Raw genomic sequence first — 23,580 nt, 5'->3', positions numbered from 1 at the left:
TATTGAAAGTTATAGGAATATCTGGAATAAGTGGATCTGGTAAATCTAGGCTCACAAATTCTTTAGCAAAACATTACGGTGGTCGAATCCTTGTGATTCATCAAGACAATTTTTATCATGATCAAAGTGATAAGATATTTGAAAAGAGAATTACAACTAATTATGACGAACCTGATGCCATAGAGTTTTCTTTATTTACTAGTAAAGTAAAGGAGATAATTAATGGAAAAGAAACAGAAATCCCCATTTATGATTTTGCGAAGCATACCCGTTCTGAGAAAAAAGTGGTGGTAAAACCTACGGATATTCTACTGTTAGAGGGAACCATGATTTTCACTCAGAAAGATCTCACAGATTTGATGGATATCAAAGTTTTTGTTCATACACCTATGGATATCGCCATTGTTAGGAGAATCACCAGAGATATTGAAGAAAGAGACCGCACAGCATCAGACATTCGAGATCAATACTTTAAAACAGTTAGAAAAGGGATGTATCAATACTCTATTTCTTACAAAGGAGAGGCTGATTTTATTGTTTCTGGGGAAAAAGATGTTTTGGATTACAAAGATTTTGTTTGTTCCATTATCGAAATGTAATTCAATCATTAAATTTTTGTAGATTGAGCCAAATTTTATTTTAAAAATTCAATGGACGCTCAACTTACCATTATTCTCATTGTTGCTTATTTTGCCCTACTTATTGGAATTTCTTATTTAACAGGAAAAGATACCTCCAACGAAACTTTTTTCACAGGAAAGAGATCTTCACCTTGGTATATTGTCACCTTTGGGATGATTGGAGCTTCGTTAAGCGGTGTTACATTTGTGTCTGTACCGGGCTGGGTGGAAGCAGATGGTTTTGCTTACCTGCAAATGTGTTTAGGATATGTAGCTGGTTATATAGTTATTAGCCAATTATTACTTCCTGTTTATTACAAATACAATTTAACCTCCATTTACCAATTTCTAGGTGAAAGATTTGGATCCAATGCACATAAAATTGGTTCTTTTTATTTTATCATTAGTCGTTTGATCGGTGCTTCATTTCGTTTGTATTTGGTTGCCAATATTTTTCAAAAATACATTGCCTCAGAATTTGGCATTTCTTTCTCTGTTACCGTATTAATTACCATTATCCTAATATGGCTATACACCTTTAGATCAGGAATTAAAACCATTGTATGGACTGATACACTCCAAACCTCTTTTATGCTTTTAGCAGTAGGAATCAGTGTCTATTTATTATTAGAAAAACAAGGTTTGAGTTTTGCAGATAGCTGGTATATTCTAGGTGATGAATCTTTGAATAAAATCTTTTTTTGGGAAGACTGGGCTAGTAAAAATCACTTTGTAAAACAGTTTATTTCTGGAATGTTTATTACCATTGCCATGACGGGACTAGACCAAGATATGATGCAAAAAAACCTGACTTGTAAAAGTCTAAAAGAAGCTCAAAAGAATATGCTAACCTTTGGGATTATACTGGTTTTTGTTAATTTCTTGTTTTTATATTTTGGAGGAATTCTCACCGTTTTCTCGGATACCCATGGAATGAATTTACACAACGATGCCTTATTCCCTGGTATAGCCATGAGTGGAAAACTAGGAGCGATAGTTGCCACAAGTTTTGTATTGGGACTTATTGCTTCAGCTTACTCGAGTGCCGACTCGGCTTTGGCTTCTCTTACCACAGTTTTCTGTGTAGATTTTCTTAAAACAAAAGAAGTTAAAAAAAGAACTCGAACAATTGTACATATCGGTTTTAGCATTTTACTTTTTATAATTATCATTAACTTCAAAAACTTTGTAAGTCCTAATATAATCTCAAGCCTTTTTAAAGCCGCAGGATATACGTATGGCCCTCTTTTGGGTTTATTTTTCTTTGCACTTTGGAGCAATAGAAGCTTGCGGAAAGATCTAGTAATACCCATAACAATCCTATCACCAATTCTTACATTTATTCTTCAATATTATCTAAAAGAGTATTATAAGTTTGATCTAGGCTTTACCCTACTTCCAATAAATGGTGCATTGAATTATCTAGGTTTGTTCCTCATTTCGAAACCTGAAAAAGAAAAAACGACTTAATACCATTTACGGTGTTACTTTACTCACTACTATAATCCCCCTTTTGAATAGCTTGTCCCGATTTTCGGGAGGGGAAGGGAGATATTACATCAAGTAAATACACCCGAAAAAGAAGCTAAAACTTTGGCAAATTAACACCGTAAACAGTATAAGAATTCTTATCGGTAAATTCACACCACAAATGGTATAATTTGCCAATTTATAGGCTTTTTACCTTTTTGAATGAGAAAGTCATTCACTTTACTGAAGTGTTTGTTTCCAAACCAATACCCTCTATTTGCACTCAAAGGAGAAGGATGCCCAGAAGTGAGTATCAAATGCTTTGAAGAATCTATCAATTTTGCCTTCTTTTTTGCAAAACCACCCCAAAGTAGGAATACCACGTCTTCTTTTTCTTCGCTAATTTTTTTGATAACAGCATCGGTAAATTTTTGCCAACCTAATTTTGAATGAGAAGCCGCCTCACCTGCACGCACAGTTAAAGTAGCATTTAGGAGTAATACACCTTCTTTTGCCCAAGCACTTATATCACCATGTTCAGGATAATCGAATCCTAAGTCTTTTGAGATTTCTTTGTAAATATTCACTAAGGAAGGAGGGATTGCAACATCCTCATGAACAGAAAAACACAATCCATTGGCTTGCTTGGGTCCATGATAAGGATCTTGCCCAATAATGACCACCTTGCACTGATCAAAAGTACATAAATCAAAGGCTCTAAAAATGTCACTTCCTTTTGGGTAAACCGTATAATTATGGTATTCCTCTTTGATTTTATCTACTAATTCAATAAAATATTCTTTTTTAAACTCTTCTCCGATTTGAGTTCGCCATGAATTCTCTATCTTTACATCCATTGTTTTAGATTGTTTTAAGTAAAAGTACCAAAATATGAAAAGCTTTTGGCCGTATTTTCTCCTTTTTATATTTCTTTTTTCTATTCCAGTTTGTGGTCAAGAGAGCAAAAAAAGAACCCAAAAAGAAAAACCAAAATTAAATTTTGACCTTCAATACAAAAAAGCTCTTGTACCTTGTGCACTCATGACTTTGGGCTTTACATCATGGGTAACAAACACTGATATAAAAATACACAAATGGAAAAAAAGAACATTTGGAGATTTCACTTTTAAATCAGATGATTATTCTCAATTTGCTCCTATGGCAGGTGTGTTTGCCGTAAATGCCCTTGGAGGAAAAACGGAGCATGATGTATGGAACAAGTCTATGCTTTCTTTAAAAAGTACCGTACTCTCTCTTGGAGTTATGGCAGCCATGAAAAGCATCATTAATAGAGACCGACCAATTGCTTCAAAGCCTTCATTTCCTTCAGGACATACGACTATGGCTTTTGTTTCTGCTGAGGTTTTTCGTCAAGAACTTAAAAATCATTATCCAATATTATCCTACACAGGATACTTACTTGCTATAAAAACAGGAATCTTTAGAATTCTAAATGACAAACATTGGGCTTCGGATGTTTTATTTGGTGCAGGTTTAGGTATTTTGGGAACAAGAATTATCTATGCAACCCATCAAAACAGATGGGGAAAATGGTTTCGCTTAAATAGAAAACGAAAAAATGAGCAATCCAGTAAAGTAAGCTTTCATTTTGTCCCCGATTTTTTTAACAAAGGCTTTCTTTTAAGTATGACTTTTTAGGGTTCTTATGTTAATCAGATAATTTTTTGGATTATACTTATGAATACATTACTTTTTGGCAAGGAATAAATATCTATACAAAATTCCTCCTCTTGCAAACATCCAAAATAAAAATGCGATCCAAATTGCGTGGAAACCTAAATCATAGTATCTCAAGGTAATCAATAGCGGCAAGAAAACAAAAAATGTGGCAATTAATAAGGTATTTCTTAGTTCCTTTCCTTTCCCCATTCCTTTTCCCATTCCATCCAAGGAGAAAGTAAATGCATTAAGGAATTGTAATAAGATTAAATACATAGACACCGAAACAAAGAAATTAATTACTTCTGATTTTTCTGAGAAATTTTGAGCAATCCAATCATCAAAAAAGAAGATACTACTTGAGGTAATAAGCCCAAGAAGAAAAGAGAGTTTTACAATCCGTTTCCAAAGTGGATGATGCATATCTTCTCTATTGAGTGCAATAAGTTTTCCTGAAATGGCATTGGCAGCATTGGCGTACCCATCAATAAAAAAGCAGGTAAAAAGCCAAATATTAAGCATAATGGTATGTGTGGCAAGTGTCAAGTCTCCTTCTGAAGCAGCATAACGATTTGTAAGATAGATAACAATATTTAGTGCCAAAGTTCTGATAAAAAGATTGAGAGAAAAAAGCAATAAACGCTTAAGCTCTGGATGAAATGGTAACTGCAATTTCCATCTAAAATCTGTTTTCATATATAAAAACCACAAAGCAGAAAAGAACATAAATAATTGAGCTATCAAACTTGCCCAAGCCGCACCCTCTATATGCATAGCAGGGATAATATCGCCTAATCCATGAATCAAAAAGATATTAAGAATTAAATTCAGAACCCCTCCAGAAATAGAGATAATCATTGCCCAAAGCGTATTTTGTAAACCTCGAAATACACCAAACATTGAAAAAGTAAGCAAGGTTATAGGAATTCCAAAAGCTCTAATCTGATAATAAGACACCGAATAATCAAGGGTTTTTCCTCCCAAATTATAGAGTTCAAAAAGCTGATTTGCAAAGGGTATTGTAAACATCAGTATTAGAAAACATACCACTAAATTTACCAAGACCAACTGTGGAAATAGTTTCTTTGCATGAATACTCTTTTCAGGATTTGAATACTGAGACACCGTAGTAGAAATAGCCGTTTTGGCTTGTGCTAATATCCAAATAATGGCAGAAATAAAAGAACCTACAACACCCACCGCTCCTAAAACTTCTACTGGATCTTGCTCTACTTGACCTATAATTGCTAAATCTGTAAGAGAAAGAAAGGGTTCGGCAATTCCTGCAAATATTGCGGGAATTGCTAGTTTATTGATATTTTTAAAACCGATCAGCTGTTCAACCTTCTCCATATCTTCAAAAATACACCGACTATACCGATGTGTAAATTAATTCTGATTACTTGCTAAAATTTATCTTTGCCGAATGATGTTCAATTCCCCTCCCGAAATGTCGGGACAAGCTCTTGGAAGGGACTTATACCGTGAGTAAACGAACACCATAAATTTTATTAAAACAAAAAACCACCTCAAATAAGGTGGTCTTAATTATTCAAACAAACTTGTAGTTTTTACAAATGTGCTTTGATTTTTGCTTCTAAAGCTGATTTTGATGCTGCTCCTACTTGTTTATCTACAATTTCTCCATTTTTGAAGATAAGAATTGTTGGGATATTTCTAATACCATATTCTGCAGCAATATCTCCTTGCTCATCAACGTTTACTTTTCCGATAGAGGCAACATCTGCCATTTCCGTACTTAGCTCATCGATGATAGGTCCTACCATTCTACATGGTCCACACCATACTGCCCAGAAATCCACTACGGCAACTTTATCAGTTTTTAATACTTCTGTCTCGAAATTATCTTTTGTAAATTCTAAAGCCATTTTCTATTTTGTTTTTTTGTTTGTGTTAATACTTACATTCGACTTTTATCAAATGTCAATCCAAATATATTCTTTTTCCTCAAATTCACATTTGAAACTTAGAGATTTCCATCGATTCTTAATCTAAAAATTAGTTAACCTTCACGATAAGCTTCTCAATATCTTTTAGTTCCTTTATAATTTCTGAATTAATTTCTACCTTAGTATTCTGTGACAAGAGTTTCAGAGTCTTTTTAGATTCACTGTCAAAAATGTTTAGAAAAAGACGTTTAGTCCCTGGATATTGCTCACAAACACTGCCAATTTGACTGATGAGTGTTTCATCTACATCGCCAGCACGCATAATGATATTAAGTTCATGAAATTGTTTCTCAAAAACTTCACTTAAATAACAACCCGACATAAAATGAATTTCTAGTTCGTCTTGATTAAATCTTCTTGGCTGAAATTTTATCTTAAAACTCACAAAAGCACCTACGGTTAAAAATGGTCTCAATAAAGCATATTGCTGATTAAAAACAAGAAATTTTTTCGAACCAGAATAATCCTCCATAATAAATATTCCGAATGGATCACCTTTTCTGGTTATTTTCTCTTGAAATTCAACTACCTGACCTGCAATTACTTTTTGTTGATTTGAGAGTTTTTGAATTTGCTTTTGTCTTTCATAAACCGCCGCTTTCATCAGCTCCTCTTTTTCCTTAGGGTCATCGGTTTCGATCTCTTTATCATCTATTTCTATATCAAAATCAAGATCAGCTAATCGGGTAGTGTTTGTATGAGCTATTTCCTCTTTAAAGATATCTAATGGGTGAGCAGAAATATAGATTCCCACCACCTCTTTTTCTCTTTTGAGTGATTCAATCTTATTGGGTAATTCTACCTGAGGAATGGCAGGATTACTAATGCTAAATTCTTCAGAGTTTCCAAACAAATCTGGTGGACGGTTTAAATGCTCCTTGTACTTCTGTCCAAACCTAACGATCTCATTGAGATAAGTATCTCCTTTGATATTTACTTCGTGAAAAAATGTTCCTCTATGTGTTTCTTTAAAACTATCAAAAGCTCCAGCTAGTACAAGGTTTTCAATCGTTTTTTTGTTTACGGCTCTCAAGTCTATTCTTTTTACAAAATCGAATATTTCTTGAAAATTCCCACCATTATTTCGCTCTTCTACAATGGCTTTAACGGCTGCCTCCCCTACTCCTTTTATGGCACTCATTCCAAAACGAATTTCCCCCTGTTCGTTTACCATAAAAGTATCTATAGATTCATTGATATCTGGACTCAAAACTTTCATTCCCATTCTTTTACACTCTTCCATCAAAAAAGTTACTTTCTTGATATTATTGGAATTATGTGTAAGAACTGCCGCCATAAACTCGGCAGGATAATTGGCTTTTAAATACCCAGTATGGTAGGCTACATAACTATAACACGTAGCGTGAGATTTGTTGAATGCATAAGCTGCAAAAGCTTCCCAGTCATTCCACACTTTGAGTAAGGTTTCTTTGTCGTGTCCTCGCTCTTGCCCACCTTCAAGGAATTTTGGTCTGAGTTGCTCTAGAAGTGCAAAAACTTTCTTACCCATTGCTTTACGCAAAGTATCGGCATCACCTTTTGAAAAACCAGCCAACTTTTGCGAAAGCAACATTACCTGCTCTTGGTAAACCGTAATTCCATAAGTCTCTTCCAGATACTCCTCCATTCCTTCGAGATCGTAAGTAATTTCTGAAAGTCCGTGTTTACGCTTTACAAACTCTGGAATATACTCCATAGGACCAGGACGATACAAGGCATTCATGGCAATTAGATCCTCAAAACGAGTAGGCTTTAAAGATCGAAGATGTTGTTGCATTCCTTCAGATTCAAACTGAAAAGTACCATTGGTTTCTCCTCTTTGATACAGTTCATAAGTCACTTTATCATCTAAAGGAATTTTATCTGGATCAATTTCTATTCCATGCCTAAGTTTTATAATCCTACAAGCTTCTTTAATAATGGTGAGGGTTTTAAGACCCAAGAAATCCATTTTTAGTAGCCCAGCGGATTCTACGACGGCATTGTCATACTGGGTCAGGTAGATATTTTCCATTTTCCCACGAGTAACGGGAACAAAATTGGTAATATCATCTGGAGTAATAATTACCCCACAAGCATGCACTCCTGTATTTCTTAAAGATCCTTCAACAATTTCAGCTTGCTTGAGTACATCCGATATTTTTGAAGGAGTGTCTTTTAATTCTAATAATCTTTTTACATTGACAAAATCATCTCCCTTGAATTTATCTTCCAAGGTTTTTTCATCCATTTTGGCAATTTTCTTGAGCTTAGCTCCGTCTGGGATTAATTTGGCATATTCATTTGTTTCCACCAATGGATATTCTAGCACCCTTGCGGTATCTCTAAAAGCCGATTTAGCAGCCAAACTTCCATAAGTAATAATTTGTGCTACTTGACTTGCCCCATATTTATCAATTACCCATTGGATAATACGATCTCTACCTTCATCATCAAAATCGATATCGATATCGGGCATGGAAACACGATCAGGATTTAGGAAACGCTCAAAAAGTAGATCATACCGTATTGGATCTACATTGGTAATCCCAATACAATATGCCACCGCAGAACCTGCCGCAGAACCACGCCCTGGACCCACGGAAACTCCCATATTTCTGGCTTCTCGTGTAAAATCCTGTACAATAAGAAAATATCCTGGATAACCTGTATTTTCTATGGTTGCAAGTTCAAAATCTAAACGTTCTGCTATTTCTTCTGTAATTTCTCCATACCGTTCCTTGGCTCCTTCATAGGTCAGATGTCTTAAAAAAGCATTTTCCCCTCTTTTTCCGCCATCTTCCTCATCTTCGGGAGCGATGAATTCTTCTGGGATATCAAAATTTGGAAGTAGAATATCTCTTTTCAGTTTATAAAAAGAGCATTTATCAATAAATTCTTGAATATTGAGAATCGCTTCGGGAATATCCACAAAAAGCTCCTTCATTTCTTCGGGAGATTTCATATAATATTCTTTGGATTCTAATCCGTATCTAAAATTCCGCCCTTTACCTATTGGTGTACTTTGATAGTTCCCATCTTTGATACACAAAAGAATATCATGGGCATTATGTTGCTGTTTATAGGTGTAAAAAGTATCGTTTGTAGCAAGTAGTTTTAGTTGATGTTTTTTTGCTAAGTCCTGAATAATTTTATTGGCTACATTTTCTTCATCGAGTCCATGACGGTTAATTTCCACATATAAATCATCGCCAAACTGTTCTTTCCACCAAAGCAATTCTTTTTCTGCATTTTCTACCCCTTCATTTAAAATCATTTGGTAAAGAAACCCATACAAACCACCTGTGAGAACCATGAGGTCTTCTTTGTATTCAAGGATTAGTTCTTTATCGACTCTTGGAACATAATAAAATCCATTTACCTGAGAATAAGAACTTAGCTTACTCAAATTTGTAAATCCATTGGCATTTTTTGCATAAAGACTTACAGATATTCCATTGTCTTTAAAGGATTTGTCCAGATGGTTTTTACACACATTGAACTCAGAACCAATGATTGGAGTTAGTTCGGGCTGAAAATACGTCTCTCCTGCTTCCTCAGCCTCTTTTATTTTCTTTTTTATTGCCGCATTTTCTTTTGTAATAGCTCCCACAAAATTAAATGCTGCCATGAGATTTCCTCTATCGGTCATGGCAATGGCTCTTTGTTTATTTTTTGAAGCATACGCCACTAAATCGCCCACTTGTGTGGTAGATTGGAGCACAGAAAACTGAGTGTGTGTGTGTAGGTGGGTAAATTCGGCTTCCGCCAATAACACTCTATTGGCATCTAAATCTATATCTTTTAATTCGGTCTCTTCTTCAGGTTTGGTCTCCTCATCGGTTTCCAAATCATCGGGCGCATAGGGCTGAATATTTAAGCCTATTAGCTCAAAAGGGTTGGGGTTGAGTTCCTGAAAATTCTGAAATTCTTCTTCTGTCAGGTGAGCCATTTCGGCACTAACTACTCCTAAACGCAAGAGTTCTAGAAAACATCTTGCTGTGGCTTCCACATCGGCAGAGGCATTGTGTGCTTCATTAAATCCTTCTTGGAATAATTTTGTGTGAAGTTCTGTAAGGGTAGGCCATTTAAATTTCCCTCCTTTCCCACCGGGAATTGCACAATAATCTACCGAAACATTTTTGGTATCAATCGTTTTTCTTTCCAGAAGTTCTGTATCATGAGATTTACGGTAATACTCACAACCCATAATATTGTTATCAAAAACAATATTATGCCCAATGATAAATTCACTGGTGCTAACTGCTTTGTTGAATTCTTCCAATACATACTCCAAAGACATTCCTTGTCTTTGGGCTCGTTCTGTAGAAATTCCGTGGATTTTTTCGGCATTAAACGGAATGGTAAATCCTTCTGGCTTTACAATAAAATTCTGAACATCTACCAGTTTTCCTTCCTTGTCATGGATCTGCCAAGCTATTTGAACCAGCCTTGGCCAGTTCTCTGTGTTGGTAATGGGAGCATTAAAATCCTTTGGTAAACCTGTAGTTTCCGTATCAAATATTAAATACATATTTCTTTGCCGATTTTGGGAATTTCAAAGATAAGTTTTTTTAAAAGGGATTATAAGATCTGTTGATAAGTTTTGTTTTTGAAGCTGTATAATATCTGATATAAATAATACCGATTACTTGCTAAAATCACCCACTTATACCGATTATTTGTTAAATAATCACTTACTTCACTTCGTTCGTAATTGATTTTTACCAATATATCGGCATTAGACAAAAAGGTGAAGTCCAATTTCACTGCGTTCATAACTGGCTTTTAGCAATGTATCGGCATTATACCCATGAGTAAATTAACACCATAAATGGTATAATTTGAGTGATTTGTGTTTATTTCCCTTTGTTTCTCTTAATCAAATTGTTTTTTTTGTACCTTGTCTCATGATAATCATAGATATAAATAAAACTATTCATAGAGCTAATTCACACATAGACACAATATCAATACATTACTAAAAGTCAATTATGAACGCAGAAGAAACTGAAAAGAATTTCATTAAAAATTTTATCATTAAAGAACGAAGAGAGCGAAGTCTTTGGACATTGAATAATAAAAAGAAAAGAACTAACTTTATAGATAAATTCAATCACAACTGGAATGAAATGATTGCTGAAAGAAACCTGACTGAATTGAATACAAAATCGGACTTTGAGACTTATGTGAAAATTAAGTCTGAATTAAAACTTAAAGATTCTGACTTGTACTACGTGATTTCATATAGTGAATTTGACAGACAATTCATAGAGATGAAAAAGGCATTTGATGTAATTCAAAAAAGTGGATTTGCTGGACTTATAGTGTGTCAAAACAGAAAAAAATATTATAAAGACTGAACAGGAAATTGGAGCACCTGCAAAATTTATCGGAATTAAATAAAGCCAGCGTCAATAACTAAATTTTAGAATTACTCGCAGAGCATAATCCAAAACCCTGTTATTCCAAAATAAAGAAAGCTGCATAGAAATTATTCTAAAAAGTCGAATATTATTTGAGCGCATGAAGAGGAATGCAAAGAAAAATTGAAAAGTGAAAAACTCAGAACTCATATTAGTTAAAACAAGATTAACAATGCTATTCACTGAAAAAGGTGGACGTAAAACTGGATTCATTTCTGGATTAAGACCTAATCATGTCTTTGAATATCATAATGATGGAATTTTGAGAACCTATGTTGGGGATATTATATTTGAAGAACAAGAACTCATTTTGCCTGGAGAAGTAAAAGAAGTATTTGTTAGATTTATTGATTGTCTATCTATCCATGAATATCTTCAAGTAGGTCGAAAATGGTGGATACATGAAGGGGCTCAATGTACCGGAGAAGCAGAAATCTTAGAAATAATACTACCTACAATAATTTAATCTTAGCATTACCCACGGAGCGAAATCTAAAAACATAACAAACCTCTAGATTCACTTTCAAAACCTGTATTTCTGGAGTTATTTTGTTTTTGATTATTGACAAGAAAAAGCACAAACTTACTTAGGCGTGTAAATACACTTATGTTATTTAATAGATTGTTTATTAGACTATTGTGTATAATGTGAGAATTCAGCTAAAATTTTAATAAATCGTATCTTTACGAAATGAAATCAGAAATAATAAAATCATTATCAAATAATTTTGAAGACCATTAATAAACTACTGAAAATGGAATTGGATTTTGGTTTGCAAGAGATATACAACACCTATTAGGGTACTCTGAATGGAGAATTTTAATGAAAGTAATCATGAAAGCTAGAACCTCTTGTGAAACAACTGGAAATGATGTTTTAGACCATTTTGTTGACATCAACAAAATGGTTAAACTTAACTCAGGAAGTGAAAGAGAAACTGAAGACAGACAAAACAAAGATGAACGAAAAAATAAGTCACTATCTAAACGAAATTGAAAAAGCCAAAAATGTAGAAATCTTATTGGCTTGTGAAACTGGCTCAAGAGCTTGGGGTTTTCCATCTCCCGATAGTGATTTTGACATTAGAATTATATACCAGCACAAAAAAGATTGGTATTTATCATTAAATGAACAAAAAGACAGTATTGACTTGATGTTTGAAAATAATGAGATTGATATAACAGGTTGGGACTTAAAAAAATCCTTAAAACTCTTACAGAAATCAAATGCCCCACTTTTAGAACGGATTCAATCTCCAATAATCTATAAAAAGGATCATGAGTTCTTAGAGGAAATAAAAGTTATTGCACAAAATCAATATTCAAGAATTGCCACCATGCATCATTATTTGAGTATGGCTAAAAAATTTATTGAAGAATTGAAAGAAAATGAAGAATATAAACTCAAAAGATTCTTCTATATATTACGTTCAGCAACAGCGTGTAAATGGATTTTAGAAAAAGATGAAATGCCTCCAATCGAATTTATGAAAATGATTAATAACCTCGCTATTGACCCTATTTTAGTGAAACGTATAAACGAACTTATAGAATTAAAATCTACTAAAAGCGAGAGTTATTACCATCATGGAGAACCCAAACTTTTGAGCTTTATTGAAACTTGTATAAACGAAGCAGAAGAGAATCGTTTAAAATTACCTTCTTCTAAAGGAAAAATTGAAGAACTGAACCAATTTTTCATTAAAACACTCTCCAAATGACAATTAAAGATTTAAAAGATAAAAATCTTATCATTTTAGAATGTATAAGTGGCAGTAAGGCTTATGGCTTAGACACTCCAACTTCAGATACAGATATAAAAGGTGTTTTTATACTTCCGAAAGAAAAATACTATGGTTTGGACTATATTCCACAAATTAGTAATTCCACAAACGACATTGTTTATTATGAATTTGGTCGTTTTATGGAGTTATTATCTGTCAACAACCCTAATATACTAGAGTTGCTGAACACGCCAAAAGAGTCGGTTTTAATTAAACATCCAATATTTAAAGAAATTGACCCAGACTTCATTCTCTCTAAACTTTGTAAAAACACTTTCGGAAAATTTGCAGTTTCTCAAATAAAAAAAGCTAAAGGATTAAAAAAGAAAATTGTAAACCCTGTAAGTAAAGAACGTAAAAGTGTTCTTGCGTTCTGCTACGTCAACCATAATCAAGGTTCGATTTCACTATCCAAATACTTAGAAAAAAATAACCTAAAACAAGAAAATTGTGGATTAGTGAATGTTGCAAACATGAAAGATATTTATGCTCTTTTTCACGGAGAAAAACTTGGTTATAAAGGAATAATTCAGGACAAAAATTCAAATGATATTTCTCTAAGTTCAATTCCTAAAGAAGAAAAAGAAATTGGTCTTCTTTTTTTTAATAAAGAGGGTTATTCTAAATATTGTAAAGAATACAAAGAGTACTGGGATTGGGTAGAAAATAGAAACGAAGAACGGTATCAAAACACAAAAAGTCACGGAAAGAACTACGACTCAAAAAATATGATGCATACGTTTAGACTTTTAGAAATGGCTGTAGAGATCGCTAAAGAGAAAAATGTAAATGTGAAAAGACCTAATAGAGATTATTTACTTGATATAAAAACTGGGAAATTTGAATATGAAGATTTGGTAAACAAGGCAAATCAATTACAAAAAGAAATGGAAATTGCATTTGAAAAATCTGATCTAATGGAAAAACCAAACAGAGAAATGATTAATAATTTAACTTTTAGGCTAAGAGAAAAATTGTACAACGAATAAAAAGGAAAAACAAATCCTTATTTTAATAATTTGTACCTTTTAAAAAAGGAATTATGGACTTTCAAAAATTGAATTAGTTAATTTACTCTGATGATTTCACTACTTAAATGAAAAACAAGTTGGAAGTTCCTAACGAAAGAGATTTAGTTGATTTCAACCGATTATCATGATAAAGGCTAAAGATTTTGCTACGGAAATCACAGTATATAACACAAAAGAAAAAAGATTAAAAAACTAGAAAGAAGGGTAAATTCAGAACCAAAAAAACTTGGAAAAAACCCTGATAAACTGAAATAGATAAAACACTAACGTATTCAAAAACAAAAATGTATTTTTTTTTAATGTTTTTGCTTTTGGATATGTAATCTTCAAAATGATGAGAGAATTGACTGAAATAGAATTTAGAAGAACTTTTGGTAATGGAATGACAGATATTACTCAAATGGAAATTGATGAACCGATTAATATTTGGAACTATGTAAAAAAATTGATTGAATTTGAAAGTGGGACCATTGACAATTTTGTGTTCGAGAAGGAACTTGTTGAGAAAGTATATCGGAATGATTTGAAAACATATGACCATATATTACTTCCAACAAACACCCAAAATGTATTTATGACGATAATTGTTGACTTGAAAACTAAATTGATTTTCGGACATAAACTTTTAGATTTAAACAAAATGTATGGAGAATAACCAATGCTTAATTGGATTTTTAAAGAAATAAAACTAATTTTTTGAGAAATGTCAAACGAAAAATTCAAACTTCCAAACCCAGAGCTTGAAGGAGAAATTTATTACTTGACCGAACAAGAAGGCGGACGAAAAAGCAATATCCATACTGGTTACCGTGGACAGTTTTTCTATGACAACAAAAACTGGGATGCATCTCAAGAATTTATTGATAAAGAAGTATGTAAGCCGGGAGAAATGATAAATGTTCGACTACAAACTACCAGTCCTGATCTTCACGCTGGTCAATTTTTTATCGGAAAATCATTTGAAATTAGAGAAGGTGCAAAGACAGTTGGTTTTGGAAAAATCACGAAAATCCTAAAACAAAATTTCAAATATTGGGATCCGAGTAGTTTTGTTTTTAATCTAACGAAAGAAATCGAACCTTATGACAATCAAAATCTTGATGCTTTTATCGAAAACATCCATTATGGATTGGATTTTATTAGGAAAAAAGGAAAATTAAAATTCACAAAATCTATTTCCAACAAAAATCAAATGTTAACAATTGAGTGTATAATTAAAGATAAAAACATCTCAGCTAGACCCCTTATTGATGAAATTTGTTCAAGTTGGCGTAATGAAATTGAATTAAAAAATTCGCTCTACAAAATTGATATAAAACACGTTGACAATAGGTTTCAATTTAAATTAGTGTTTGCCACTTGGCAAGAAAACTATTTGACAGGAAAGATAATTATTGATACCATTATGAAATACTGACAAACACTTTAAAAACATCTACATCATCGAACTCCTTATAACTAATATAAAACCTTGTTAATGAAAAATAAATGAAAGAACAAATAACAGTTGACAAAGCAATAAAAAGAGGTCATTTAATAGTGAATATCCCCGTATTTATCACGATTATCAGCTGTCCTGCTTTGGCTTTATATTTCAAAAAAAAGTACCTCATTCCTGATTGGGGAATTGGAGTAGCTTTTCTTATTGGATTTTTATTTGCATGGTTAGTATGGAGTTTCATGATCACCAAATGGAGAATTTGGGCATTTGAAAATGTCAGAAACGTTCACGAATTAAAGAAAAAAGCAATCCAAGAAAAATTGATTTGGAATGATGGAAATATTTTCGAAAAAACAGAAATTAGAAATACCGAAGATACGAGTAAACTAAAAAAAATCGAAAAGAAATTTGAGCAAGAAGATGAATATAAAGAAGACTATTCTCTTCCGGCTAAAATGGAAATTCACAACTCGAAAACATATAATTATTTTGAACTCGGAGTTTCAATTTTTATCATTGGAATTGGACTTTATTTTTTCACTACAAGAGAAATCAATCATTATATTTTAGGTGGAATTACAACTATTTTTGGACTTTATGGTACAATAAATAAATTAAGAAAAGTTCTTGATTCTAAACCAATAATAGTAGTTGACTCAAAAGGAATTCAAACTAAAAATGTAGAATTCAAAAAATGGAAAAATATTGAAAAAGAAGAAGTTGCCCTAATTGATTATGGGAAACTCACTAGATCCTATCTAATCTATTTCTACGATAAAAATAAAATTGAAAAAATAGAAATTGGCTCTCTTAATGTAACTCATGGAGAATTAGAAAACATAATAAGGACATACAGAATAAGAAATAATAAAACTTCACTAAATTGAATAACCATTTTTTTAAAGCTAACAAACTATGAAGAAGAATGATTAACGAAAACTCAAATAATACCATTTATGGTATTAATTTACGCATAGGTATAATGCCGATACATTGTGTGAGTATTGAACAAGTAGACGATATAATTTTTATAAATCAATCGGCATGTTCAAAATCAAAAAATGAAGCTAACACTTCATAATGTGGCATTCAAAAAAATGAAAAAAATACTACTGCAATTCTCAATCCTAGGACTTTTACTGAGTCAATCTTGCTCAAATAGAAATGATAAATTGTTTAGCGCATTTGACGAACTTCATTATATCATTCTTTATAAAAAAGGGAATGAATTTGAAATACTATATAATGGATTTAATATTGCTGTAGGAACATACACCCTAAAAAGCGACACAATTCTATTACCTACAAGGAAGACCAGTTCGAAGAATTTGATCCAAATAAAAAATTGACTCGTCAAATCCTAATTGACAAAAAATCAAAAAGCGTAAAATCAATTGATAACAAAATGAAATTCTGTGCGAATATCACAATTGATAAAAGAAAAAATGACTAAAAACCATTACTTGTGTTTCAATAACATTTTCAAATCAACATGGATTTTCCGACAGATTTATAATAAAAGTCAAGCATAGTTTCCGGGCATTTTTATGAAGTACGTAAACTCATTTAAGCACTTTCAAATTATTCGGTTAGACAAATTCCTGATCATACAACCGAAATTTTACGCATAGTGCAAAAAATCAATTCATTGGTAGGGCAAATCTTTTGAATTCATTAGATTTGGATAAACATATATATGAGGCATCCACATTTACAAGAGTGTGATATATGGCTTTTGTGCCTCAAACTTATAAAATGACAAAGTAGTCTAATTGGACTACTTTTTGTATATTTGCTTTAGGAATAAAAAAAGGGAAATATTCTTCTTTAAAAACTACTTTGAAGATTTTTACGAAAATCAGACAGATAAAGTAAAAAAGAAAATCATTTGGACTTTGAAAATCATTGAAGAACTTGACCGAATTCCCGAAATTTATTTTAAACATCTGAAAAACACTACAGGACTTTACGAAATTCGGATTCAAGTAGGAAGCAATATTTTCAGAATTTTTTGCTTTTTTGATTTAGACAATTTAGTAGTTATCGGACATGGATTTCAAAAAAAAACTCAAAAAACACCAAAAAAACAAATCGAGAGAGCGGAACAGATCAAAAAAGAGTATTATGACAGTAAAGAATAAAAACCTAAAAAGCCTCGACCAGTTTGTAGACGAAAAAATTGGTCAGAGAGGAACGAAAAAACGTGAAGAATTTGAATCAGATTATGATGCTTTCAAACTTGGAATTTTAATTAAACAAGCAAGAGAAGAAAAAGGACTTACGCAAGAACAACTCGCTGAATTAGCTGGAACTAATAAGTCCTATATCTCAAAATTAGAAAGAAATTTAAAAGATATCCGATTTTCTACATTGCAAAGAATTATTAACGAAGGTTTAGGTGGACATTTAGATATTTCTATCCGTTTTAAATAAATGTACAAAAGCACAATAACTAAACTTTTGAATTCTTTACAGAGCAAAGGTTAAAAACCATAGACCTAACCAAATTTTCTTCTTCGTTTTTTGGCTGTAACATTGGTATCAATTTGAGTTAAAAAAGTCGGACAAGAATTATGAAAACTAAAATAAGTAAACACAAATCAAGAGAATATTTTAATCTTGGGTACAAGTTAGCTTTTGAATCTAAGAGAAAGAGTAAAGATTGGAAAACAATCTTTGATTTGTGGCTCCTATCAGGAAACTCTGGATATAAACGAGCGCAATATTATGTTGGAGTTTGTTATGATAATGGTTGGGGTGTCGCTAAAAATACTCGACTTGCATTTGATTGGTATCTAAAAGCAGCGAATCAAGGTCATAGAGATAGTCAATACAACATTGGTTTTTTTTATTACAATGGAGAGCTAGTAAAGCAAGATTATCAAAAAGCGGTCTACTGGTATACGCTAGGAGCTGCTCAAGGACACTTTGATTCTTTACGAGATTTAGCTTATTGTTACTTTTATGGAGAAGGTGTAGAAATTGATATGGTAAAAGCAGTTGAGCTCTATAAAAAAGCAGCAAAACATAATGATGAAAAAGCCTTACTGAATTTGGGCTTGTGCTACAAATATGGCGATGGTGTTAACCAATCAAATCGATGGGCTAAATACTACTTTGAAAAGGCTGAACAAAATGGAAATAACAGAGCAAAAAGAGAATTAAAAGACTTAAAATAAAGACACTAATATAGATTTCAAAAACTTACACACACACGGGAGCATATCCTCAAAAAACATTAGAAAAGAAAGCCCTAAAGAGAACCGCAACTAAAAAAGCTAAAAAAACGTTTTTAGAGAAACTCAATACATAACAACGTATAATAACCTTTACTATTAACTCTTTGTTTAGACAAAGAAATTTTAATCTTGTTTTGATGTTAATTTTAGCACATACATAATATTGTTTTTATCTAATTGTAAAAAAACACCAACAATCATTTAACCTTAGAATTCGATTTTTGGAATGTTCAAACAAACAATTAGAAAAAATGAAAAAACCTTTATCACTTCTTGCGGTAAGTGCTATTCTCCTTAGTGGAATGGCAGATGCCCAAACTATTTTCCCAGAGTCAATAGATCCAAATTATTCTTCAAACACCTTACTAATGCCACCTTCTCCATTGAGTACTCAAGTACTATTTATAGGAGGAGTTGATAAAGTACAGACAGTAGATTCAAATGGAAATCCAAACGGAGATGCAGTAGCAAAACAATGGCATGATTTCATCGGTTTTACACCAGATAATTCTGGAAACAGCATGGGGTGGGTATCTATCAACCACGAAAGAGTTTCTATGGATGACAAAATTGGTGACGGTGGAGGAATGACTGTTTTTAAAGTAAAAAGATCTGGTGATTCTTTGGCAGTAGTACCACAAACTTTAACAGATGGTAGATCTGGTGATTTCTTCAATGTAGATTTTGTAAACACCGTGGGTGAAACAGGAATGAACTGTGGTGGAATCGTAGGACCTGATGGTAGAATATGGACTGCCGAAGAATGGGGTAGAAAATCCAATGCTCATATCTATTATGACGGACAGGGTATACGTGATACTTCAGATTATACTATTTCTAACAGCGGAATTTCTTTTGCTGATGGACAATCTGTTGAGCGTTACAAAAACCTAAACTATATGGTAGAAATTGACCCAAAAGAAGCCGTTGCAATTAGAAAACAATACAACTGGGGACGTTGGGATTTTGAAGGTGGAGCCATCTTGAGTGATAACAAAACTGTGTTCCTAGGAGTAGATGCTACACCGTCATTCTTTATGAAATTTGTAGCCACTACAGCAGGTGACTTCACAAAAGGAGACCTTTTTCTATATAAAGAAGATGCCGCAAATAAATGGATAAAAATTAATAATAATTCTATGAATGATATCTTTAGTATCAAACAACAAGGAGTTGATGCAAAAGCAACCATGTATAATAGAATTGAATGGGTACAGGCAGACGAAAACTCTAATGCCATCTACTTTACAGAAACAGGAAGAGACCACCCAGCAAGTCGTTGGAAAGATGAATTTGCAGAAGGTGCAAAATTTGCAAATCACCATGTTTTGAGAGCAGCACAACAAGGTACAACACCAGACTCTTCACTCTATGCTGATTACTACGGACGTGTGATGAAATTAGACCTTACAAACAATAAAATGGGTGTTTACTTAGCTGCAGGACCAGAATACAATATGGATTCAGTTCCTTCAAACCTATATCCAGACAAGCATCTTTCAAATCCTGATGGATTGCATATTATGAAAAAAGACGATAAGTCTTATATGTTTATCTGTGAAGACTTAAACGGTTCTTCTTATGGACGTGTACCAGAGGACATCGCTTCAGGAAGAACTTGTGAAATGTGGTTCTTAGACATGGCTATTGCCAACCCAACTGTAGATGACTTGATCCGTATAACAGCAACTCCTACAGGTGCAGAAATCACTGGAGCAATGTCAACTCCTGACGGAAAAACTTTATTGGTAAATTCTCAACACCCATCAGCAGACAATCCTTATCCTTATAACAATTCTTTAACTATTGCTATTAATGGATGGGAAGATTTCTTGGTAGGAATAGAGGAAAACGACTTGGAAGAAAAGACCTTCGGTTTTTACCCAAATCCCGCTTCAAGAAATATCGAATTATCAGAAATCATGGATATCGCTATCTACGACGCTCTTGGAAACAGAGTAAGAGTGTATAGAAACGTAAAATCTATTGATGTTTCTGCGTTCGCAAAAGGAGCATATTATATTCAAGCAAATAATGGAACAACACAAAAATTGATTATTCAATAGTTCTATATATTTTCACTAGAAAGCCACTGTTTTTATCAAAACAGTGGCTTTCGTTTATTCCCAAAAATTTTACAAACATCAATTTAACGATATGAAAACGTGGTTACTTTCCATTTTTATTTTTCCTTTTGTACTCTTTTTTACTCATGAAAAAGAACCGTCCTACCCTATTGCTACAAACGCTAAAAAGCAAAACTTCCATAGCCAATTATCACAATTTACACAGGATGAAATCACCAAGCTATCGTTTGCACTTAAAGAATGGAAAAAACATCCCACAGACTTCAAAAAATATCAACTTGCCCGAAAACACCTTAAAAGACTGGAAACCCTTTGGGCTTTTGTAGATGCAGAACAATATAATGCAAAAGTAAATGCCGCTCCCCTCTTAAAACCCGAAAAAGGCGTAGTAGATTTTGCCTTTTTATACCCACAAGGTTTTCAAGTGATTGATGAAATTTTGGCAGAAGAAAACCCTTCAGAAATAGCAATAAAAAAACAAATATCTTTAATAGAAAAAGAGACCAAAAACTTTTCTATTACCATAAAAAGAAGCTATTTAAACCAGCGAGTTTTTATGGAATCTATGACAATGGCGGTAAATAGATGGTATAATTTCGGGCTTTCTAATTTTGACACCCCAGGAACTCCATCAGAAATTACAGACGCAAAAGAAATGGTTCTTGCTTGGCAAGAGATGAATAAAGAATTTCTTTATCCTATTTTAAAAAAACATCAAAAAAGCAATATCATCAAGGAGTACGAAAAACATTTTGACCAACTTCTGCATGCTATCAATCAACCATCAATCAACTACCTTTCCCTATTGAGAGAAGGCGTACTTCCTTTACAAAAACTGATAAAAGATACCCAAGAATCATTGGGAATCGAGTTTAAGAACGAAGTTTCGGACCGTGTTTTATCCTACAACCCCAAAGCTGATCATTTTTTCGCAGAAGATTTTTTAAACGCCAATTACTTTAGTGGAATGCACCCCGATGAACACCATCAAGAAATGGTAAAACTGGGGAAACTTTTATTCAATGACCCCATACTTTCTGCCAATAACCAAAGAGCTTGTGCCTCTTGTCATCATACAAACAAAGCCTTTGCAGATGGGATGACAACCAGTGTGAAATTTGGGAAAGATGGATTTATCAAAAGAAATGCCCCAGGACTCATCAATGCTATTTTTGCAGAAAAGTATTTTTATGATTTAAGAGCCGAAAACTTAGTAGCACAAATAGACCATGTGGTAACAAATCCTCATGAATTCAATACAAATTTTGGAGCCATTGAAGAAAAACTCAACCAAAGCGACGAATACAAAAAACGATTTCAAAACACCTTTCCTTCTCACAAAAAAAGTATCAGCAAATACAGTGTTTCAAAAGCCATAAACAGCTACCTCCACACCCTAAAAAGCTTCAATTCGCCCTTTGATCAATACGTCAGAAAAGAAAAACAAGAACTCCCAGAATCTGCAAAAAGAGGCTTCAATCTCTTTATGAACAAAGGACAATGTGCCACCTGCCATTTTGCCCCACTCTACTCAGGACTCGTACCACCGTTTTATACAGAATCTGAAAGCGAAGTACTAGGTGTATGGAACCAATACGACACCCTAAACCCTACTCTAGACGAAGACCTAGGAAGATGGAATAACAAGGTTGTAAGAGACAAAATGCACTTTTACAAAAACTCATTTAAAACACTCACAATAAGAAACATAAAAGAAACCGCACCCTATATGCACCACGGAGCATTTACCAGCCTAGAAGAAGTTCTAGACTTCTATAACCGTGGCGGAGGACAAGGCGTAGGACTCAATGTGGAGCATCAAACTTTAGCACCAGACAAGCTAAACCTCAGTCCCACAGAAATAAAAGACCTGATCTCCTTTATGAACCAATTATCTGATAATCCCTTTATCAATCAAACAAAAGAAACACTCCCAAAATTCAAAAATCCTGAATGGAATAAGCGAGTGTATGGAGGCGAATACTAGTTTTTTTTGAGCAGAAATCCGCTTTCTGCTCAATACCGATTACTTGTTCAAAACTCACTTACTTCACTTTATTTATAAGTGAGTTTTAACTATGCATCGGCATCGGACAAAAAGTAAAAGCCAAAAAAAACAATAAGTATTTATTCTTGTTCTCTCTTCTGGATTAGAATGTTTTTTGTACCTTAGTCTCATAATATTCAAAAATATAAATAGTACCTCTAGATTCACTTCCAAAACCTATATTTACTGGGCTTTTTGTGTTTTTGATTATGACAATTAAGTATAGACCTTGGAAACTGTTTTTCTTTTCACCGAGAGGAATGAGTGATTTGAAATCATCTCAAATGTCTCTTCCAAAACAGAATGAACAATTACTTTTTGATGAATTTGTTTTAGATCATCAGAAAATTGAATAAAAAAACGAACTAAAATATATGTAAATGAGATTTTTCCTATTGCACATACTAATTAAAGATTTGTCATTTATGTTTTTTTATTTCTTGCTAATGAAATATAATATAACAAACGAATCTGTATTAATTCAAGCATTAAAAAATCATCCAACTGTTTCTGAATGGAGTATTTGGAGTATTATACAAGGTTCCATTTTCTACAACTTAACGACTTTAATTTTTAGTTTAATAACCTATTTTCCTATTTTTTATATTTTCAAAAAAATTATAATTTGATCTCGTACATTAAGATTATTAATAACAGGCTTTTTTCTAACAATGACTACACCAATATATTATTGGTCTTTAATGAATTGGAATCATAATGATTACTATCTTCCAATTGCTGAATTCATTGCTTGGATTTTATGTTTTATTTTATCAACTGGTGTTTATTATCTGCTAAATTATAGA

The 23,580-nt window shown here is 33.0% G+C and carries 21 protein-coding genes; 17 read left to right on the top strand and 4 right to left on the bottom strand.

Annotation, left to right across the window (positions count from 1 at the left end; genetic code table 11):
- The first annotated feature begins 2 nt into the window (after nucleotides 1–2).
- Nucleotides 3–599 (top strand): uridine kinase, encoded by a 597-nt coding sequence (udk, locus tag N4A45_00445; GenBank protein ID MCT4663682.1) that lies wholly within the window; start codon nucleotides 3–5, stop codon nucleotides 597–599.
- A gap of 51 nt (nucleotides 600–650) precedes the next feature.
- Entirely contained in the window at nucleotides 651–2,090 is a 1,440-nt protein-coding gene (locus N4A45_00440; GenBank protein ID MCT4663681.1) for a sodium:solute symporter, read from the top strand.
- Nucleotides 2,091–2,260: 170 nt separating this feature from the next.
- Here the strand turns inward: N4A45_00440 and ung are convergent, their stop codons facing one another.
- Nucleotides 2,261–2,947, bottom strand: a complete 687-nt coding sequence (gene ung, locus N4A45_00435) for a uracil-DNA glycosylase (protein ID MCT4663680.1) — start codon at nucleotides 2,945–2,947, stop codon at nucleotides 2,261–2,263.
- Nucleotides 2,948–2,981: 34 nt separating this feature from the next.
- Here ung and N4A45_00430 point away from each other — a divergent pair, with 34 nt between their 5' ends.
- A complete protein-coding gene (locus tag N4A45_00430) occupies nucleotides 2,982–3,749 on the top strand; it encodes a phosphatase PAP2 family protein (GenBank protein ID MCT4663679.1) in 768 nt (255 codons plus the stop codon).
- 48 nt (nucleotides 3,750–3,797) lie between these two features.
- Here the strand turns inward: N4A45_00430 and N4A45_00425 are convergent, their stop codons facing one another.
- From N4A45_00425 to dnaE, 3 genes are all read right to left on the bottom strand, one after another.
- The gene (locus tag N4A45_00425) at nucleotides 3,798–5,123 is read right to left on the bottom strand and encodes an MATE family efflux transporter (GenBank protein MCT4663678.1); all 1,326 of its coding nucleotides are present in this window, start codon (nucleotides 5,121–5,123) and stop codon (nucleotides 3,798–3,800) included.
- Between the two features lie 218 nt (nucleotides 5,124–5,341).
- Nucleotides 5,342–5,659: a thioredoxin gene (trxA, locus tag N4A45_00420; GenBank protein MCT4663677.1), complete on the bottom strand. Its 318-nt coding sequence runs from the start codon at nucleotides 5,657–5,659 to the stop codon at nucleotides 5,342–5,344.
- A 130-nt stretch (nucleotides 5,660–5,789) separates the two neighbouring features.
- Entirely contained in the window at nucleotides 5,790–10,253 is a 4,464-nt protein-coding gene (gene dnaE / locus N4A45_00415) for a DNA polymerase III subunit alpha (GenBank protein ID MCT4663676.1), read from the bottom strand.
- A gap of 460 nt (nucleotides 10,254–10,713) precedes the next feature.
- On the opposite strand from dnaE, the gene N4A45_00410 reads away from it, so the two are divergent.
- The 14 genes from N4A45_00410 (at nucleotide 10,714) to N4A45_00345 (ending at nucleotide 22,714) form a co-directional block, all read left to right on the top strand.
- Nucleotides 10,714–11,082, top strand: a complete 369-nt coding sequence (locus tag N4A45_00410; protein ID MCT4663675.1) for a hypothetical protein — start codon at nucleotides 10,714–10,716, stop codon at nucleotides 11,080–11,082.
- Nucleotides 11,083–11,317: 235 nt separating this feature from the next.
- A complete protein-coding gene (locus N4A45_00405) occupies nucleotides 11,318–11,611 on the top strand; it encodes a hypothetical protein (GenBank protein ID MCT4663674.1) in 294 nt (97 codons plus the stop codon).
- Nucleotides 11,612–11,980: 369 nt separating this feature from the next.
- A complete protein-coding gene (locus N4A45_00400) occupies nucleotides 11,981–12,142 on the top strand; it encodes a hypothetical protein (protein ID MCT4663673.1) in 162 nt (53 codons plus the stop codon).
- Nucleotides 12,105–12,866 (top strand): nucleotidyltransferase domain-containing protein, encoded by a 762-nt coding sequence (locus N4A45_00395; GenBank protein MCT4663672.1) that lies wholly within the window; start codon nucleotides 12,105–12,107, stop codon nucleotides 12,864–12,866. The genes N4A45_00400 and N4A45_00395 overlap by 38 nt, the downstream gene beginning before the upstream one ends.
- Nucleotides 12,863–13,918: a nucleotidyltransferase domain-containing protein gene (locus N4A45_00390; GenBank protein MCT4663671.1), complete on the top strand. Its 1,056-nt coding sequence runs from the start codon at nucleotides 12,863–12,865 to the stop codon at nucleotides 13,916–13,918. The genes N4A45_00395 and N4A45_00390 overlap by 4 nt, the downstream gene beginning before the upstream one ends.
- Before the next feature lie 373 nt (nucleotides 13,919–14,291).
- Entirely contained in the window at nucleotides 14,292–14,615 is a 324-nt protein-coding gene (locus N4A45_00385; GenBank protein MCT4663670.1) for a hypothetical protein, read from the top strand.
- A 48-nt stretch (nucleotides 14,616–14,663) separates the two neighbouring features.
- Complete coding sequence (locus tag N4A45_00380; protein ID MCT4663669.1) at nucleotides 14,664–15,377, top strand: hypothetical protein; 714 nt, start codon at nucleotides 14,664–14,666, stop codon at nucleotides 15,375–15,377.
- Nucleotides 15,378–15,448: 71 nt separating this feature from the next.
- Complete coding sequence (locus tag N4A45_00375; GenBank protein ID MCT4663668.1) at nucleotides 15,449–16,288, top strand: hypothetical protein; 840 nt, start codon at nucleotides 15,449–15,451, stop codon at nucleotides 16,286–16,288.
- Between the two features lie 210 nt (nucleotides 16,289–16,498).
- Nucleotides 16,499–16,750, top strand: coding sequence for a hypothetical protein (locus N4A45_00370; protein MCT4663667.1), 252 nt, complete (start codon nucleotides 16,499–16,501; stop codon nucleotides 16,748–16,750).
- Between the two features lie 423 nt (nucleotides 16,751–17,173).
- Nucleotides 17,174–17,542 (top strand): type II toxin-antitoxin system RelE/ParE family toxin, encoded by a 369-nt coding sequence (locus N4A45_00365; GenBank protein ID MCT4663666.1) that lies wholly within the window; start codon nucleotides 17,174–17,176, stop codon nucleotides 17,540–17,542.
- Nucleotides 17,526–17,834, top strand: a complete 309-nt coding sequence (locus N4A45_00360; GenBank protein MCT4663665.1) for a helix-turn-helix domain-containing protein — start codon at nucleotides 17,526–17,528, stop codon at nucleotides 17,832–17,834. Before N4A45_00365 ends, N4A45_00360 begins: the two co-directional genes overlap by 17 nt.
- Before the next feature lie 140 nt (nucleotides 17,835–17,974).
- A complete protein-coding gene (locus N4A45_00355) occupies nucleotides 17,975–18,580 on the top strand; it encodes a sel1 repeat family protein (protein MCT4663664.1) in 606 nt (201 codons plus the stop codon).
- A gap of 311 nt (nucleotides 18,581–18,891) precedes the next feature.
- Nucleotides 18,892–20,706 carry a DUF839 domain-containing protein gene (locus N4A45_00350; GenBank protein MCT4663663.1) on the top strand — a complete coding sequence of 605 codons (1,815 nt, stop codon included), beginning with the start codon at nucleotides 18,892–18,894 and terminating at the stop codon, nucleotides 20,704–20,706.
- Nucleotides 20,707–20,797: 91 nt separating this feature from the next.
- Nucleotides 20,798–22,714: a cytochrome-c peroxidase gene (locus tag N4A45_00345; GenBank protein ID MCT4663662.1), complete on the top strand. Its 1,917-nt coding sequence runs from the start codon at nucleotides 20,798–20,800 to the stop codon at nucleotides 22,712–22,714.
- Nucleotides 22,715–23,580 lie beyond the last annotated feature (866 nt).

Source organism: Flavobacteriales bacterium (assembly GCA_025210805.1).
Lineage (GTDB): Bacteria > Bacteroidota > Bacteroidia > Flavobacteriales > CAJXXR01 > JAOAQX01.
Note: the sequence above shows the minus strand (reverse complement) of the source record. Positions and strands in the feature narration are given on the sequence as shown.